Source organism: Hydrogenophaga sp. L76 (assembly GCF_057654755.1).
This window is the reverse complement of record NZ_CM172807.1, coordinates 3,750,286-3,765,979: the sequence shown is the minus strand read 5'-3', so window position 1 is coordinate 3,765,979 and position 15,694 is coordinate 3,750,286. Positions and strand designations below refer to the sequence as shown.

Annotated in this window: 17 protein-coding genes; 12 read left to right on the top strand and 5 right to left on the bottom strand. The window is 67.4% G+C overall.

The window, feature by feature from the left end:
- Window positions 1-20 precede the first annotated feature (20 nt).
- Window positions 21-599, bottom strand: coding sequence for a DUF302 domain-containing protein (locus tag AC23D4_RS18345; RefSeq protein WP_472887005.1), 579 nt, complete (start codon window positions 597-599; stop codon window positions 21-23).
- A gap of 220 nt (window positions 600-819) precedes the next feature.
- Between AC23D4_RS18345 and AC23D4_RS18340 the strand changes: the two genes are divergently transcribed.
- The 7 genes from AC23D4_RS18340 to AC23D4_RS18310 all read left to right on the top strand — a co-directional run bounded on the left by AC23D4_RS18340 (window position 820) and on the right by AC23D4_RS18310 (window position 8,343).
- Window positions 820-1,146, top strand: a complete 327-nt coding sequence (locus AC23D4_RS18340) for a metal-sensitive transcriptional regulator (RefSeq protein WP_472887004.1) — start codon at window positions 820-822, stop codon at window positions 1,144-1,146.
- A 118-nt stretch (window positions 1,147-1,264) separates the two neighbouring features.
- On the top strand, window positions 1,265-1,972 hold the full coding sequence (locus AC23D4_RS18335) for a glutathione S-transferase family protein (RefSeq protein ID WP_472887003.1): 708 nt from the start codon (window positions 1,265-1,267) through the stop codon (window positions 1,970-1,972).
- A 23-nt stretch (window positions 1,973-1,995) separates the two neighbouring features.
- Complete coding sequence (locus tag AC23D4_RS18330; RefSeq protein ID WP_472887002.1) at window positions 1,996-3,285, top strand: multifunctional CCA addition/repair protein; 1,290 nt, start codon at window positions 1,996-1,998, stop codon at window positions 3,283-3,285.
- Between the two features lie 105 nt (window positions 3,286-3,390).
- Window positions 3,391-4,143 (top strand): trehalose-phosphatase, encoded by a 753-nt coding sequence (gene otsB, locus AC23D4_RS18325; RefSeq protein WP_472887001.1) that lies wholly within the window; start codon window positions 3,391-3,393, stop codon window positions 4,141-4,143.
- On the top strand, window positions 4,140-5,978 hold the full coding sequence (locus AC23D4_RS18320) for a glycoside hydrolase family 15 protein (RefSeq protein WP_472887000.1): 1,839 nt from the start codon (window positions 4,140-4,142) through the stop codon (window positions 5,976-5,978). The genes otsB and AC23D4_RS18320 overlap by 4 nt, the downstream gene beginning before the upstream one ends.
- Window positions 5,979-7,361: an alpha,alpha-trehalose-phosphate synthase (UDP-forming) gene (otsA, locus tag AC23D4_RS18315; RefSeq protein ID WP_472886999.1), complete on the top strand. Its 1,383-nt coding sequence runs from the start codon at window positions 5,979-5,981 to the stop codon at window positions 7,359-7,361.
- 76 nt (window positions 7,362-7,437) lie between these two features.
- Window positions 7,438-8,343, top strand: coding sequence for a mechanosensitive ion channel family protein (locus AC23D4_RS18310; protein WP_472886998.1), 906 nt, complete (start codon window positions 7,438-7,440; stop codon window positions 8,341-8,343).
- A gap of 82 nt (window positions 8,344-8,425) precedes the next feature.
- Here the strand turns inward: AC23D4_RS18310 and glk are convergent, their stop codons facing one another.
- From glk to AC23D4_RS18290, 4 genes are all read right to left on the bottom strand, one after another.
- Window positions 8,426-9,427: a glucokinase gene (glk, locus tag AC23D4_RS18305; RefSeq protein ID WP_472886997.1), complete on the bottom strand. Its 1,002-nt coding sequence runs from the start codon at window positions 9,425-9,427 to the stop codon at window positions 8,426-8,428.
- A 156-nt stretch (window positions 9,428-9,583) separates the two neighbouring features.
- Window positions 9,584-10,024, bottom strand: coding sequence for a thioredoxin TrxC (trxC, locus tag AC23D4_RS18300; protein ID WP_472886996.1), 441 nt, complete (start codon window positions 10,022-10,024; stop codon window positions 9,584-9,586).
- A gap of 80 nt (window positions 10,025-10,104) precedes the next feature.
- Window positions 10,105-10,299 carry a DUF2905 domain-containing protein gene (locus tag AC23D4_RS18295; protein WP_472886995.1) on the bottom strand — a complete coding sequence of 65 codons (195 nt, stop codon included), beginning with the start codon at window positions 10,297-10,299 and terminating at the stop codon, window positions 10,105-10,107.
- Between the two features lie 10 nt (window positions 10,300-10,309).
- The gene (locus tag AC23D4_RS18290; protein ID WP_472886994.1) at window positions 10,310-11,461 is read right to left on the bottom strand and encodes a class I SAM-dependent methyltransferase; all 1,152 of its coding nucleotides are present in this window, start codon (window positions 11,459-11,461) and stop codon (window positions 10,310-10,312) included.
- Window positions 11,462-11,487: 26 nt separating this feature from the next.
- On the opposite strand from AC23D4_RS18290, the gene AC23D4_RS18285 reads away from it, so the two are divergent.
- The 5 genes from AC23D4_RS18285 to AC23D4_RS18265 all read left to right on the top strand — a co-directional run bounded on the left by AC23D4_RS18285 (window position 11,488) and on the right by AC23D4_RS18265 (window position 15,649).
- A complete protein-coding gene (locus AC23D4_RS18285; protein ID WP_472886993.1) occupies window positions 11,488-12,279 on the top strand; it encodes an SDR family oxidoreductase in 792 nt (263 codons plus the stop codon).
- A 24-nt stretch (window positions 12,280-12,303) separates the two neighbouring features.
- Window positions 12,304-12,687: a dihydroneopterin aldolase gene (locus AC23D4_RS18280; RefSeq protein ID WP_472886992.1), complete on the top strand. Its 384-nt coding sequence runs from the start codon at window positions 12,304-12,306 to the stop codon at window positions 12,685-12,687.
- 92 nt (window positions 12,688-12,779) lie between these two features.
- A complete protein-coding gene (locus tag AC23D4_RS18275; protein ID WP_472886991.1) occupies window positions 12,780-13,967 on the top strand; it encodes an AAA family ATPase in 1,188 nt (395 codons plus the stop codon).
- A 14-nt stretch (window positions 13,968-13,981) separates the two neighbouring features.
- Window positions 13,982-14,902, top strand: a complete 921-nt coding sequence (gene ttcA, locus AC23D4_RS18270; protein WP_472886990.1) for a tRNA 2-thiocytidine(32) synthetase TtcA — start codon at window positions 13,982-13,984, stop codon at window positions 14,900-14,902.
- Between the two features lie 57 nt (window positions 14,903-14,959).
- Window positions 14,960-15,649 (top strand): DUF4136 domain-containing protein, encoded by a 690-nt coding sequence (locus tag AC23D4_RS18265; RefSeq protein ID WP_472886989.1) that lies wholly within the window; start codon window positions 14,960-14,962, stop codon window positions 15,647-15,649.
- Window positions 15,650-15,694 lie beyond the last annotated feature (45 nt).

Here is a 15,694-nt window from a genome sequence, read left to right as displayed (position 1 = left end):
GATCAGAACTTGGAGCCCTGTCAGAACTCGCCCTTGGAGGCGCGCTGCATCATTTCCCAGATGGTGTCGCGCACGGCCTGGGCTTCTTCCTTCAACGGCGAGGGCAGCTTGCGGCCCATCTTGACCATCATGTCCATGTTCAGGGTGTAGAGCCAGAGGCTGCCGTCATCGTGTTCAACCACGCTGACGCGGCAAGGCAGGTAGGCCGACATGTGCGGGCTGAAGTCCACCATCTTGCGGGCGGTGGCCGGGCTGCAGTACGAATACACCGTCAGCAGCTTTTCTTTCTTGCCGGAGCGGGCTTCCAGCTCCTTGGACAGGGGCAGGACACCCACATCGCGCATGTTGCGCTCCACGGCCACGATCTTCAGGATTTCCTCGACGTCTTTTGCGCTCACGCCGGCCTTGACCTTGGCTTCCCAGGTGGTGGCCACCGCAATGTCGCCATCGGCTTCCACCCAGCGGTCCCACATGCGCGAAGCCTCGGATCCCGCACCTTCTTCAAGCTTTCCCATGGTGGAGATGGTGCCGCAGCCGGTGGTGGCGAGCACGGTGATGCCCATGGCCAGGGCGATGGAAATGCGCTTCCAGACTTGCATGTAAGGATCCTCTTGTGTTGAATGGTTCATTGCAGGGTGCTTGATATTTATCAAAACACCACGGAACGAAAGTTAGCCGTCTGAGCGCGTTCCGTCATTGGTGACTACCCTAGGGAGTAGGGTATTCAGGCAGATAAACACGGCCTCAGGGATGACCATCGGTACTTGCGTGTGTTTTTTTGGCAAACTCTCACCAACGCCCCCACCCAGAGGAACCCCCATGGCAGTCACCACCCCGAAGTCCGCAACCAGCAAGACCCCCACCGCGCAGACCGCCTCGGCCTACCGGTCGGAGCACCAGCGCGACGTGATCAACCGCCTCAAGCGCATCGAGGGCCAGGTGCGTGGTCTCATCGACATGGTGGAAAAAGGCCGCCCCTGTGAAGACGTGGCACAGCAGATGTCGGCCGCGCGCAAGGCCATGGACAAGGCCTTCTACCGCATGATGGCCTGCTCGGTCATGGAGGCGGTGGCGGTCTCTGATTCCGAAGACGCCACCTTCCGCGAGGTCGAGCGTTCGACGCGCATTCTCGAAAAATACGCCTGATTCTCACCCGGAATCAGCCGGCCATCCCCAGGGCCGTCCGAATCAACCGGACGGCCTTTTTTCATCAATGCCCCTCACGGGCCGGCCTTACCATGGGTGCCCATTGACGGAGATCTTCATGGCACTGCAGCTGTACATCGGCAACAAGAACTACTCGTCCTGGTCCATGCGCCCCTGGGTGCTGATGACGCAGGCGGGCATCCCGTTCGAAGAAATCATGGTCCGCTTCGACTCGTTCGAAAACAACTCGGCCTTCAAGAAATCCCTGCGCGGCATCAGCCCGGTGGGCAAGGTGCCGGTGCTGGTGGACGACGGTTTTGCGGTGTGGGACACGCTGGCGATCGCCGAATACCTGGCCGAGCGGTTTCCTGAAAAACAGCTCTGGCCCGCCGACCCGAAGGCCCGTGCCCGCGCGCGCAGCGTCTGCGCCGAGATGCACAGCGGCTTTGGCGCGCTGCGCAGCCACTGCCCCATGAACATCGAAGCCTCGCTGCACGACACCGGCCGCCTGATCTGGCGCGACCAGGCGGCCGTGCGCGCCGACATGGCGCGGCTGTGCGGCCTGTGGGGCGAACTGCTGGCGGCCCAGCCCGGGAAGATGCCCGACAGCAGCGCGCCCCTGCTGTTCGGCCACTTCAGCATCGCCGACGCCACCTTCGCCCCGATCTGCATGCGCATCCGCACCTACGGCCTGCCACTGCCCGCCGACCTGCAGGCCTACGTGGACCGGGTCACCGCGCTGCCGGGTGTGATGGCCTGGATACAGGGCGCGCTGGCGGAACACGATTTCCTGGATTTCGAGGAACCCTACCGGCTGGGGCGGTGATCGCTCCCATCTAAACTCCGCCCATGGACATTTACCTCGTGGGCGGTGCCGTGCGTGACGCCTGGATGGCGCGCGACGCTGGCGCCCCTGATTCGGCCCATGTCGACCGCGACTGGGTGGTCGTCGGGGCCACGCCCGAAGCCATGGCCGCGCAGGGTTTCCTGCCCGTCGGACGCGACTTTCCCGTGTTCCTGCACCCGCAGACCCGCGAGGAATACGCGCTCGCCCGCACCGAGCGCAAGACCGCACCCGGCTACCACGGCTTTCACTTCCACACCGACCCGGGCGTCACGCTCGAAGACGATCTGGCCCGGCGCGACCTCACCATCAACGCCATGGCGGTGGCCGCCAGCGAAGCCGATGACCCGCTGAACGCCCGGTTGATCGACCCCCATGGTGGCCAGCGCGACCTGCGGGACCGCGTGTTGCGCCACGTGACCCATTCCTTCGCCGAAGACCCGGTGCGCATCCTGCGGCTCGCGCGCTTCGCCGCCCGCTTCCCCGACTTTTCGGTGGCCCCCGAAACCCGGGCGCTGATGCGCCAGATGGTGGAGCACGGCGAGGTGGATCATCTGGTGGCCGAGCGCGTCTGGCAGGAGCTCTCGCGCGGCCTCATGGAACAGCGGCCCAGCCGCATGTTCGAAGTGCTGCGCGATTGCGGCGCGCTGGTGCGCCTGCTGCCCGAAGTGGACCGGCTCTGGGGCGTGCCGCAGCGCGCCGACCACCACCCCGAGATCGACACCGGCGTGCACCTGATGATGGTGCTCGACCTGAGCGCGTTGCTCGGTGCTTCGCTGCCGGTGCGCTTTGCCTGCCTGTGCCACGACCTCGGCAAGGGCACCACGCCCGCCGACGTGCTGCCGCGCCACATCGGCCACGAGGAGCGCAGCGCGCGGCTGCTGCGGGGTGTGTGCGAGCGCTGGCGCGTGCCCGTGGAATGCCGCGAGCTCGCTGACGTGGTTGCGCGCGAACACGGCAACCTCCACCGCAGTGCCGGCCTCGGCGCGGCGGCCCTGGTCCGCCTGCTCGAACGCTGCGATGCCTTCCGCAAACCGGCCCGTTTTCTGGACATCGTGCTGGCCTGCGAGTGTGATGCGCGGGGCCGGCTCGGCCACGCAGACGACGCCTACCTGCAGCGTGAACGCCTGCTCCCCGCGCTGCAGGCGGCCCGTTCGGTGGTCACCGCGGACATTGCCGCGCAGGCGCAGTCCCGGGGATTGACCGGCCCTGACGTGGGGGCCCTGATCCACCGCGCGCGCGTCGCCGAAGTGGCGAGAGCCCTGGGCGAAAGCGCGCCGCACGGCACGTCATGAATAAAAACCCGGCTCGTCAAGCCCGCACGAAGTCCCTCACCCGGCAGGTCGGACAAATGCCCGTCGTGTGACAAGCGGCACCGGGTCTGTTACGGTCAACGGTTGATGAGCACATTACCAAGCCTGCTGGTTGGGCCATGCGCCCTGTTTCTGGATTTCGACGGCACACTGGCCGAACTGGCGCCCCGGCCCGACGAGGTGGTGGTTCCGCGCGAACTCGTGGACCTGCTGAAACAGCTGCACACCCAGCTGGGCGGCGCGCTGGCGCTGGTCACCGGCCGCGCGCAGGGGGATATCGACCCGTTTCTCTCGCCCCTGGTGTTGCCGGCGGCTTTCGAACACGGCGCGATGCGCCGTTCGTTGCAGGGCACCACCTCATCGGATCGGCGCCCCGAACTGGGTCCCGTGCTGGCAGCGGCGCAGGCGCTGGCGGCCCACCATCCGGGCCTGCTCGTGGAACACAAGAAGACCGCCGTCGCCCTGCACTTCCGGCTCGCCCCCGAACTGGATGCCGAATGCACCGCGGTCATGACGGCCGCCATCCGGCACGACCCGGATCTGCAACTGCTGCGTGGCAAGGCCGTGGTGGAGGTCAAGTCGGCCCATGTGGGCAAGGGCCTGGCCATTGCCGCCTTCATGGCCGAGCCTCCTTTCAAAGGGCGCCAGCCGGTATTTGCCGGCGATGACGTGACCGACGAGTCCGGCTTTGACGTGGTACAGCGGCTCGGCGGCTGGGGCATCAAGGTGGGCGAAGGCCCGAGCTGCGCCACCCACCGCATCGCCCACCCGCAGGCCCTGCACCAGTGGCTGAGGGACGCCACCCGGAACATCCCCGACACAACAACAACATTGCGATGAACCCTCCGACCGCCGCCACCGACCTCACCGGCCACACCGGTTTTGCGGCGCCCGCAGCCCCGTCCCTGTCCCTTGGTGTGGTGGGCAATTGCGCCTTCAGCGCCCTGATCGATCCGCATGGGCGCGTGGTCTGGAGTTGCCTGCCCCGTTTTGATGGCGATCCGGTGTTTCACGCGCTGCTCGGTAGCGAAGACGGTGCGGGCGCTTTTGCCATCGACATCGAACACCTGGACAAGACACGGCAGTACTACGACCCCAACACCGCCGTGCTGCACACCGAGTTGTGGGACACGAAGGGGCAAGGCCTGCTCATCACCGACTTTGCGCCCCGCTTTCCCTCGCGCGGGCGCTATTTCCGCCCCACCATGCTGGTGCGCCGCGTGCGTCCGCTCCAGGGGGCACCCCGCATCCGTGTGCAGCTCACCCCCCGCTTCAACTGGGGCGCCCAGACACCCACCATCACCTCGGGCAGCAACCACATCCGCTACGTCGGTGACCAGCAGACGCTGCGGCTGCACACCGACGCTTCCATCTCCCACGTGCTGGCCCACCAGCCGTTTCTGCTCACGCGCGAACTCAACTTCCTGTTCGGCCCCGACGAGACCCTGGAGGGCGGCATCGGCGACACGGCGCGGCATTTCGAACAGGAAACCCTGGCCTACTGGCGCGGCTGGAGCCAGCGCCTGGCGCTGCCGCTGGAGTGGCAGGACGCGGTCATCCGCGCCGCCATCACGCTCAAGCTCTCGATGTTCGAGGACACCGGCGCCATCGTCGCGGCCATGACCACCAGCATCCCCGAAGCACCGGGCACGCAGCGCAACTGGGACTACCGCTACTGCTGGCTGCGTGACGCGTTCTTCGTGGTGCGCGCGCTCAACAGCCTGGCCGAGGTCGGCACCATGGAAGACTACCTGGGCTGGTTGTCCAACGTGGTGGTGGGCGCCAACGGCGGCCATGTGCAGCCGCTGTTCGGCATCGGGCTGGAGCGTGAACTGACCGAGCGCATCTGCGAACGGCTCCCGGGGTACCGCGGCATGGGCCCGGTGCGCGTGGGCAACCAGGCGTTCGAGCATTTCCAGCACGACGTCTACGGCAACATCGTGCTCGGCGCTGCCCAGGCGTTTCACGACCGGCGTCTGCTCAACCCGGCGGGCCTGGCCGAGTTCGAGCGGCTCGAATCGGTCGGCGAGAAGGCGGTTCGCATCTTCGACCAGCCCGACGCCGGTATGTGGGAACTGCGCACGCGGGCCCGCGTGCACACCTCGTCGGCGCTGATGTGCTGGGCCGCCTGCGACCGGCTGGCCAAGATCGCGCAGACGCTGCAACAGGCCGAGCGCGCCGCCTACTGGCAGAAACACGCCGAAGGCATGCGCGCGCGCATCCTGCGCGAATCGTGGAGCGAGGAACGCCAGGCCTTTGCCGAGAGCTTCGGCGGGCGCGACCTCGACGCCAGCGTGCTGCTGATGGCCGAAGTCGGTTTCATCGATCCGATGGACCCGCGCTTCATCGCCACCCTTGACGCGCTGGAGAAACACCTGTGCGACGGCCCCTACATGCGGCGCTACGAAGCGGCCGACGACTTCGGCACGCCCGAAACCGCGTTCAACATCTGTACCTTCTGGCGCATCGACGCGCTCGCGCGCATCGGCCGCGTGGAAGAAGCCCGCGCCATCTTCGAGACCATGCTCAAGGCGCGCAACCCGCTGGGCATGCTCTCCGAAGACACCCACGCCACCACGGGCGAGATGTGGGGCAACTACCCCCAGACCTATTCGATGGTGGGCATCATCAACGCGGCCGTTCGCCTCTCGGCGGCCTGGGACACGGTGATTTAAATGGGCAGACTCGTCGTCGTTTCCAACCGGGTCGCCGACCCGCGCAAGACCGCCTCGGGCGGACTGGCCGTGGCGCTCGGCCAGGCGCTGCAGGCCTCGGGCGGACTCTGGTTCGGCTGGAGTGGCAAGGTGGTGGAAGGTGGAACGCCCGGCGAGGGCGACGTCCACCTGCAGACCGCCGGACCGGTGCAGCTGGCCACGGTGGACCTGAGCCGCGAAGACCACGACAGCTACTACCTGGGCTACAGCAACGGGGTGCTCTGGCCGGTGTTCCACTACCGGCTCGACCTGGCCGATTTCGACGCCGGTTTCATCGGCGGCTACCGGCGTGTCAACCAGATGTTCGCGCACAAGCTGGCGGCGATGCTGCGGCCCGACGACGTGATCTGGGTGCACGACTACCACATGATCCCGCTGGCCGCCGAGCTGCGCAACATGGGCTGCCAGCAGCGCATGGGCTTCTTCCTGCACATCCCCCTGCCACCGCCCCTGATGCTGGCCGCCGTTCCGGAGCACGAGTGGCTGATGCGCTCGCTGTTCGCCTACGACCTGGTGGGCTTCCAGAGCGAGGCCGACGTGGCCCATTTTTCGCGCTACGTGGGTACCGAAACCTCGGCCGACATCCTGGGCGAACACGAGTTCCGGGCCTTTGGCAAAACCCTGCAGGTGCAGGCCTTCCCGATCGGCATCGACGTGGACGAGTTCACGGCCCTCGGTCGGGGCCAGGACGCGATCGACATGTACGAGCAGATGCGCGACGAATATTCACGCCGTCGCCTGTTGCTGGGCGTGGAGCGCATGGACTACTCCAAGGGTCTGCCGCAGCGCATCAAGGCCTTTCGCCAGTTGCTGCAGAACTACCCGGAAAACCTCGGCAGCGCCACGCTGATCCAGATCGCGGCACCCAGCCGCGAGTCGGTCGATGCCTACGCCGCTCTGCGCCAGGAGCTGGAGAGCCTGTGTGGTTCGGTCAATGGTGACTTTGGCGAACTCGACTGGATGCCGGTGCGCTACATCCACCGCAGCGTGGCGCGCAAGCGCCTGCCCGGCCTGTACCGCGCGGCCAGCGTGGCGCTGGTGACGCCCCTGCGCGACGGCATGAACCTGGTGGCCAAGGAGTTCATCGCCGCGCAGGACCCCGAAGACCCGGGCGTGCTGGTGCTGTCACGCTTCGCCGGGGCGGCGGAGCAGATGCGCGACGCCCTGCTGGTGAACCCCTACGACACCACCCGCACGGCCGAGACCATGCAGCGCGCGCTGCAGATGCCGCTGGAAGAACGCCAGCGGCGCCACCAGGCGCTGCTGCAAAACGTCCGCGAACAGGACGTGCACTGGTGGCGCCAGCGCTTCCTGAACGCACTCAACGCCGTTTCGGCAGCCTGATCCGACCCAGGGCGGTGCCCGCCAGGCGGCGGGCGCCGCCCTGCTTTTTTTTCACGCCCCTTCTGGAGAAAAAACCATGAACGGCAACATCCTGGACCTCGCCACCCGCTGGTGGATCAGCCTGGGCAGCGCCGCCACCACGCTGCTGCGGGTGACCCTCATCCTCATCGCCGCCTGGCTGCTGGTCGCCATCCTGCAGCGCGGCATACGCACGCTGCGCATACGCATCGCCAGCCGCATGGACGACCGAGAGTCCACCAAACGCGCCGAAACCCTGGGCCGTGTGTTCCGCTACCTGGTCGGGGTGGTGGTGAGCCTGATCGCCGGCATGCTGGTGCTCTCCGAGCTGGGGGTGTCGGTGGCGCCCATCCTGGGGGCGGCTGGCGTGGTCGGTCTGGCGGTGGGTTTTGGTGCCCAGAGTCTGGTCAAGGATTTTTTCACCGGCTTCTTCATCCTGCTGGAAAACCAGATCCGGCAGGGTGATGTGGTCAAGCTGGGGGAACACGCCGGCATGGTGGAGGTGATCACGCTGCGCTACGTGCAGCTGCGCGACTACGACGGCAACGTGCACTACGTGCCCAACGGCCACATCAGCACCGTGATCAACATGACGCGCGGCTTCAGCAACGCGGTCATGGACATCGGCGTGGCCTACCGCGAGAACGTGGACGAGGTGATGCGGGTCATGGCCGAGGTGGCCCGGGCCATGCGCACCGACCCGATCCTCGGCGCCAGCATCACCGACGACCTGGAGATTGCCGGCGTCGAGCGCTGGGCCGACTCGGCGGTGGTCATCCGCTGCCGCTTTCGTTGCCTGCCGCTGGAACAGTGGAACGTGAAACGCGAATACCTGCGCCGCCTGAAGGCCGCCTTCGATGCCGCCGGCATCGAGATCCCCTACCCGCACCTCACCGTGTACGCCGGTCAGGACCACGCCGGCAAGGCACCCGCGTTCCAGGTGCGCCCGCTCGAAACGGCCTGAACAGCCTCGCGCCATGCTGGGCGCGGGCACGCTGCCACGCCTGTGATTCGGACCCGCGCCGGCCGAGGGGGTCAAAGATCGGTCAAGCGCCGTTTTTCAGGTTCAAGCCGTCCAGCGCGCGCGCAGCGCCCATGAGCGCCGGAGACTGTCGGGAAGTGATCACCCACACGGGAATGTCGGCCAGCAGGCCGCGGAACCGGCCCTTGGCCTCGAAACGCGCGCGGAACGGCGAGCCCTCGAACCAGGTGCCCAGCCGCGGCACGATGCCGCCACCGATGTAGACCCCGCCGCGCGCACCCAGCGTGAGCGCCAGGTTGCCCGCCACCGAGCCCAGCATGGCGCAGAAGATGTGCAGCGCTTCCAGCGCCTGCGGGTGACCGGCCTGCAGGGCCGCCTCGCTCACACCGGCCGGACTCGCCACACCGCCCGGCGCCACGCCGTCGGCCTGGCAGAGCAGGCCGTAGGTGTCGAGCAGACCTTGACCGCAACACACGCGCTCGGCCGAACAACGGCCGTAGCGGCGCGCCAGGCCGTCCATCACCAGACGTTCGCGCGCGGTCACGGCCGGCAGCGTGACGTGGCCGCCCTCGCCTTCCAGCGGCACCCAGCCGCCAAATCCGTTCGGCAGCAGGCCCGACACACCCAGCCCGGTGCCGGCGCCGACCAGGCCGATCGCCGCGCCCGGCCGTGCCACGCCACCCCCCACCGGTCGCAGCTCCGCCGCCGGCAGGTCGGGCAGCGCCAGCGCCAGTGCGGTGAAGTCGTTGAGCAGGCGCAGCGTGTTGAAGCCGAACTCGGCCTTCAGCGCCGACTGCGAGAACGACCAGTGGTGGTTGGTCATGCGGATCTGGTCGCCGGTGATCGGGTTGGCGATGGCGATCGCCACCGCGTCCGGCGTGCCGCGCCCGAGGTCGTTCAGGTAGACGCGGATCGCTTCCTGCAGGGTGGCGTGGTCCGCGCAGGGCAGCACGCGCACGTCGGTGATGGGCTCACCCGGCCCGGCCTGCCAGGCGAAACGGGCGTTGGTGCCGCCCACGTCGGCGAGCAGTCGGGCGCGGAGGAGTCCGTTGGTCGGATTCGGCATCTGATCAGGTCCACAAAGTCGGTCCGCAACAGTACCCCATGACGGCCCCGGTGCGAAGTGGGGCAGATCATACCGGGCATGTAACTCAGTTACACGGCTGTCAGAGTGGGTGGAACGGCTTTGTCACCGGGGCCGCCGCGGCCGTCGCGCCAGCGGTCAGACGCGCTGCGAACGCGCCCAGCGCACGATGTCGGCCGCGCCCATGGCGCCGGGCTGTCGCGCCACCTCGCGGCCGTTCACGAACAGCGCCAGCGTGGGGATGCTGCGGATGTTGAAGCGTGCGGCCAGGCTCTGCGCTTCTTCGGTGTTCACCTTGGCCAGGCGCATGCCGGGCTCCAGTTGCTGCGCCGCCTGCTCAAACGCCGGCGCCATCGCGCGGCAGGGGCCGCACCAGGGCGCCCAGAAATCCACCAGCACCGGCACCTGCGAGCGCGCAATGTGTTTCTCGAACGCCGCCTCGTCCAGGGGCACCGGATGGCCGGTGAACAGGGGCTGGTGGCATTTGCCGCAGTCGGGCGCGGCCGCCAGATCGTCGCGGGCGATGCGGTTGGTGGTGTGGCAGTGGGGGCAGACGATGTGCAGGGAATCGGTGGACATGTTTCAGGCTCCAGACGGGTTGGTCCGCAGATGGATGCCCATTGGCCGATTTCAAGACACCCTGTGGGGTATCAGGATGATCAGATGAGCTGGCCGATCAGGCTGGCCACGAAGCTCAGCAGGATGGTGGTGGTGATCGGCAGGAACCACTCGCGCCCAAACGCCTTGAAGCGGATGTCGCCCGGCAGCTTGCCGAAGCCCAGCTTGTGCAGCAGCGGCGTGAACCAGCTGATCAGCAGCAGGGCCAGGAAGATGACGATCATCCAGCGGATCATGGTTGTCCGATCAAAGCCTGTGCGTGCGGTCACCCGCGGAAAAACCCACTGGCGACCAGCCTTCTGCACTGGTGGCCGGCGCCAGCGCCAGCACCTTGAACAGCTCGCCCATCTCGTGTTCGTTCACGAGCTTGCCCAGCATGGCGTTCTCGCGCGCACCGGCGTCTTTCGCCACCTCCAGCAAGCCGGCGTTGATCAGGAAGCGGCCCTGGCTGGTGTAGCCCAGCACGCTCATGCCAGCGTCCTGCGCGGCCAGCGCAATGCCGGTGAAGTTGACGTGCGCGGTGATGTCCTTTTCGCCCACGTCGGCCAGCGGGTTGTCGTCGCTCTGGTGCGCGCGGTGGCAGATCAGCGTGCCCATGTGGCGCTGCGGGTGGTAGTACTCGGCTTCGGGGAAGCCGTAGTCAATGAAAAACGCCGCGCCGCGCTGCAGCCGGTCGGCCAGCGTGCGGATGAAGGCCTCGGCCTGCGGGTGGACCTCGGTCAGGTAGTCGTGCGGACCCTCGATGTCCAGCGGCGGGCGCAACGGCGTGGGGCGCTCGGCCCAGACCAGCGCGCCGCCATCGTCGAGCGCCACGCCGCGCTCGTGCCAGACACCCTCGGCCTGCCCGCCCACGCGGCGCAGCAGTTGCACCGGCATCGCGTCGAGCACCTCGTTGCCCAGCACCACGCCTTCCAGTTGCTCGGGAAGTTGATCGATCCAGCGCACACGGTCCGCATGTTTCGCCAGCGTGGCGCGCTGGCGTTCGCGCAGGCTGCCCGAGAGATCGACGATGGTGTAGCGCCGCGGCGCCTGGCCCAGCGCGGTCAGCGCGTCCAGCACCTGCAGCGCGAGCGCGCCGGTGCCGGCGCCAAACTCCCACACTTCATCCGTGCCGGTCGCAGCCAGCGCCTGCGCCACCTGGCGCGCCAGCGTGTGCCCAAACAAGGGGGTGAGCTCGGGCGCGGTCACGAAGTCGCTGCCCTGCCCGGCCACGCCCGCCGGCATCTGGCCGAATTTGGGATTCTGGTTGGCGTAATAACCCAGCCCCGGCTCGTACAGCGCCATGGCCATGAAACGGTCAAACGGCAGCCAGCCGCCCGCCGCGCGGATGGCCTCGCTCAGGCGCGCCAGCAGGGCCCTCGTTAAACTTGACGGTTCGCTCACAGATTCGGTGTTCACCCGCCCATTATCCGAGACGGTCCGACATGCCCAGCACCTCCCCCACCGAAACCTCCGCTGCGCGCACCGTGCTGGTCACCGGCGCGGGCAAGCGCCTGGGCCGCGAGATCGCGCTCACACTGGCGCGCGCTGGCTGGAACGTGGCGGTGCACCACCGGCTGTCGGTGGACGAAGCGCGGCAGACCGCCGCCGACTGCGATGCGCTCAGCGGCCGCACCGGCAGCGCCGCGTCTTTCTGCGCCGATCTCGGTGACGAGTCCAGTGTGCGGGCACTGCTGCCCGCCGTGGTGGCGCGTTTCGGCCAGGTCGACGCGGTGGTCAACAACGCCTCGCTGTTCGAGCACGACAGCGCTCAAAACTTCGGCTTCGCGGCGATGGAAACGCACCTGCGCGCCAACACCGGCTCGGCCATCCTGCTGGCGCAGGCGCTGCACACCCACCTGATGACCGGCGACCGCGACGGCGCCGTGGTCAACCTGCTGGACCAGAAGCTCTGGAACCAGAACCCCGATTTTTTCAGCTACACCCTGTCCAAGGCCGCACTCGAAGCCGCCAACACCATGCTGGCACTGGCGCTGGCGCCGCGCGTGCGCGTGGTCGGCGTGGCGCCCGGGCTCACGCTCACCAGCCACCTGCTGAGCGACCAGAAGTTCACCGAGCTGCACCGCCAGTCGCCGCTCGGCCGCTCGTCCACGCCCGAGGATGTGGCCGCAACCGTGGCCTTTGCGCTGGCCAACCGCTCCATCACCGGCACCACGCTGCTGGTCGACGGCGGCCAGCACCTGATGCGCTTCGAACGCGACTTTTCGCTGATGTAAACCAGGCCACCCTGGCCCAGACCCATGACCACACCCCACGCGCCGCAGGCCGGCACCCAGATCCTGGCCCTCACCGGCCTGCGTTTCGACGCCAACCTCGGCATCCTGGACCACGAAAAGACCAGCCCGCAACCGATCCAGGTGGACGCCGAACTCAACCAGGGCAGCCAGCCGCTGCTGCCGCACGACGACGACATCTCCCACGTGCTCGACTACCGCAAGGTGCGCCAGATCATCATCGACGAGTGCACCGCCGATCACGTGAACCTGCTGGAGAGCCTGATCGGCAAGCTCACGCGCCGCCTGATGCTGCTGCCGGGCGTGATCGGCGTGCGCGTGAAGATCGCCAAGCTGGAGATTTTTGACGACTGCGAAGTGGCGATCCGCATGGAAAGCGGACAGTGGTGAAGGGGTGGACACCACACCACTTCTTCAAATCAAGCGAAGTTTGAAAAGTTACTGATTTTTTATAATTTGACAAACTTCAGTATCATCCACCCATGAACCCGATCCGAAATCCCTTCGCCCCCGGCGCGGGCACACCGCCGCCGGAGCTGGCCGGTCGGGGCACGCTGATCGAATCCGTCCACATTGCCCTGGAGCGCGCCCGGATCGGGCGCCCGGCCAAGAGCGCGATGCTGGTGGGGCTGCGCGGGGTGGGCAAAACCGTGCTGCTCGACCGCATGCGCGACGACGCCGAGGCCGCCGGCATCCACACCGTGCGGCTGGAAGCGCCGGAAGGGCGCTCGCTGCCGGCCCTGCTGGCTCCGCAGTTGCGCCAGGCCTTGTTGCGCCTGAGCCAGCTGGACGCGGCCAAGGCCTTCGCCATCCGCGGCCTGCGGGCGCTGGCCGGTTTCGCCAGGCGGCTGAAAGTGACCTACAACGACATCGAGGTCGGCATCGACTACGAGCCCGAACCCGGCCTGGCCGACAACGGCGACCTCGAACACGACCTGCAGGCGCTGCTGGAGCAGGCGGGCCTGGCCGCCAAAGCCGCCGGCACGGCACTGGCCCTGTTCATCGACGAGCTGCAGTACGTGCCCGAAGAGCAGCTCGCGGCCCTCATCACCGCCATGCACCGGACCGAACAGCGCCGGTTGCCGGTCGTGCTGGTCGGCGCCGGCCTGCCCCAGTTGCGCGGGCTCATGGGCAATTCCAAGTCCTACGCCGAGCGCCTGTTTGACTTCCCGTTCATCGGCGCCCTGGCGCCGGAAGACGCGGCGCAGGCGATCGAAAAGCCGCTGCTGGACGAAGGCGTCGCCATCACGCCCGAAGCGCTGGCCGAGATCCTGCGCGTGACGCAGGGCTACGCCTACTTCCTGCAAGCCTGGGGCAGCCACACCTGGCTGGCGGCCGACACCAGCCCGATCGACATCGACGCCGTCCGCAAGGCCAGCATCACGGCCATCGCCGGACTGGATGAGGGCTTTTTCCGGGTGCGTTTCGACCGCTGCACGCCGAAGGAAAAAAAGTACCTGCGGGCCATGGCGGAACTTGGCGAAGGCCCGCACCGGTCGGGCGACATCGCCGACTGCCTGAACGAAAAGGTGTCGTCGCTGGCCCCCACGCGCAGTGCGCTGATCGGCAAAGGCATGGTCTGGAGCCCCAACCACGGCGACACGGCCTTCACCGTGCCGATGTTTGACGCGTTCATGAAACGCATCATCCCCGGCGCGGACTGGAAATGAAACGAGACTTGAACATGAATCCTGAAAAACTCGCCCACGAGAACCACAAGCTGGAAAAGCGGTTGTGTCGTGAAGTCGGCCGCGCCATCGTCGACTTCAACATGATCGAGGAAGGCGACCGCGTGATGGTCTGCGTCTCGGGCGGCAAGGACAGCTATGGCCTGCTCGACATCCTGCTGAAGCTGCAGGCGCGCGCGCCGATCAACTTCGAGATCATCGCGGTCAACCTCGACCAGAAGCAGCCCGGCTTCCCCGATCACATCCTGCCCGAGTACCTGGCGAAGCTCGGCGTGAAGCACCACATCGAGACGCAGGACACCTACTCCATCGTCAAGAAGGTGATCCCCGAAGGCAAGACCATGTGCAGCCTGTGCAGCCGGCTGCGCCGCGGCATCCTGTACCGCGTGGCCAAGGAGCTGGGCGCGACCAAGATCGCGCTCGGCCACCACCGCGACGACATGCTGCAGACGCTGTTCCTCAACATGTTCTTCGGCGGCAAGCTCAAGGGCATGCCGGCCAAGCTGGTCAGCGACAACGGCGAGTTCATGGTGATCCGGCCGCTGGCCTACGTGCCCGAAAAAGACCTGATCCGCTGGGCCGAGGTCAAGCAGTTCCCCATCATCCCCTGCACGCTCTGCGGCAGCCAGGAGAACCTGCAGCGCAAGCAGGTCGGCAACCTGCTGCGCGACTGGGACAAGAAGTTTCCGGGCCGGCTGGAGAACATGCTCACCGCGCTGCAGAACGTGGTGCCCAGCCACCTGATGGACCGCCAGCTGTTCCCCTTCGAGAGCATCAAGGTCACCGGCGAGGCCGATGAAAACGGCGACAAGGCGTTCGACGAAGAACCTTTGCCCGATACCGCCCCGCCCGTGGCCGACGACGAAGCCGGGAACGAAGTGCCGGCCCGCGCGGTCATACCGATCGCCGCGCACTGAAACCGGGGAACCGGGCCCATGTGGGCGCGACGCAACCCCCGCACAGGAGACGTGCCCATGCCAACCCACACCAGCTCTGTCCCGCAGCGCGCCACCCGACGCTGGCACGGCCTGCTGGCCACCTTGAGCCTGCTGGCGCTGGGCGGCTGCGCCAGCGTCTACCGGGTGGACAACGCGGTGGAAAGTTTTCCGCGCTGGAGCGATGCCTCCCGCAGCGGCCAGCCGCTGGCCGCGGTACCGCAGGCTCCCCAGACCTACCGTTTCGACCGCCTGCCGTCCCAGAAACAAGGCCAGGCCGCCGCCGACCAGGATGCGCTGGAGCGGCTCGCACAGGCGTCCCTGGGCAAGGTCGGCTGGACCCTGGCCGACAGCGGCGCACCCGCTGTCTGGACGGTACAGGTCGGCGCCGCCACGCTGCGCCTGCCGCATGCGCCCTGGGAGAGTCCCTGGGACCGGCGCTGGGGTGGCTTCGGATTCGCGGGTCGCGACCATGTGGTCACCGGCAGCGGCCAGGTGATCTGGACCCCCATGTTCATGCCCATGGACTGGCCCTACTACCAGCGCAAGGTCTCGCTGCTGGTCCGCCACGCAGACAGTGGCCAGGTGGTTTATGAAACCCATGCCGCCCACGACGGCCGCTGGAACAGCAGCCCCGAACTCTGGGGCGCCATGCTGGATGCGGCCCTGCAGGGCTTCCCCACACCACCCGCCGGAGCCCGGCAGGTGAACATCGACCTGCCGCGCTGAAGAGCGAGGACCCTCGCGTCTTCACCCTGCGGGGGTGAATCCGGG

Bases quoted from the DNA above. Each gene is read 5' to 3' on its own strand.
- AC23D4_RS18345 (WP_472887005.1), bottom strand. From the start codon at position 599: ATGCAAGTCTGGAAGCGCATTTCCATCGCCCTGGCCATGGGCATCACC.
- AC23D4_RS18340 (WP_472887004.1), top strand. From the start codon at position 820: ATGGCAGTCACCACCCCGAAGTCCGCAACCAGCAAGACCCCCACCGCG.
- AC23D4_RS18335 (WP_472887003.1), top strand. From the start codon at position 1,265: ATGGCACTGCAGCTGTACATCGGCAACAAGAACTACTCGTCCTGGTCC.
- AC23D4_RS18330 (WP_472887002.1), top strand. From the start codon at position 1,996: ATGGACATTTACCTCGTGGGCGGTGCCGTGCGTGACGCCTGGATGGCG.
- otsB (WP_472887001.1), top strand. From the start codon at position 3,391: ATGAGCACATTACCAAGCCTGCTGGTTGGGCCATGCGCCCTGTTTCTG.
- AC23D4_RS18320 (WP_472887000.1), top strand. From the start codon at position 4,140: ATGAACCCTCCGACCGCCGCCACCGACCTCACCGGCCACACCGGTTTT.
- otsA (WP_472886999.1), top strand. From the start codon at position 5,979: ATGGGCAGACTCGTCGTCGTTTCCAACCGGGTCGCCGACCCGCGCAAG.
- AC23D4_RS18310 (WP_472886998.1), top strand. From the start codon at position 7,438: ATGAACGGCAACATCCTGGACCTCGCCACCCGCTGGTGGATCAGCCTG.
- glk (WP_472886997.1), bottom strand. From the start codon at position 9,427: ATGCCGAATCCGACCAACGGACTCCTCCGCGCCCGACTGCTCGCCGAC.
- trxC (WP_472886996.1), bottom strand. From the start codon at position 10,024: ATGTCCACCGATTCCCTGCACATCGTCTGCCCCCACTGCCACACCACC.
- AC23D4_RS18295 (WP_472886995.1), bottom strand. From the start codon at position 10,299: ATGATCCGCTGGATGATCGTCATCTTCCTGGCCCTGCTGCTGATCAGC.
- AC23D4_RS18285 (WP_472886993.1), top strand. From the start codon at position 11,488: ATGCCCAGCACCTCCCCCACCGAAACCTCCGCTGCGCGCACCGTGCTG.
- AC23D4_RS18280 (WP_472886992.1), top strand. From the start codon at position 12,304: ATGACCACACCCCACGCGCCGCAGGCCGGCACCCAGATCCTGGCCCTC.
- AC23D4_RS18275 (WP_472886991.1), top strand. From the start codon at position 12,780: ATGAACCCGATCCGAAATCCCTTCGCCCCCGGCGCGGGCACACCGCCG.
- ttcA (WP_472886990.1), top strand. From the start codon at position 13,982: ATGAATCCTGAAAAACTCGCCCACGAGAACCACAAGCTGGAAAAGCGG.
- AC23D4_RS18265 (WP_472886989.1), top strand. From the start codon at position 14,960: ATGCCAACCCACACCAGCTCTGTCCCGCAGCGCGCCACCCGACGCTGG.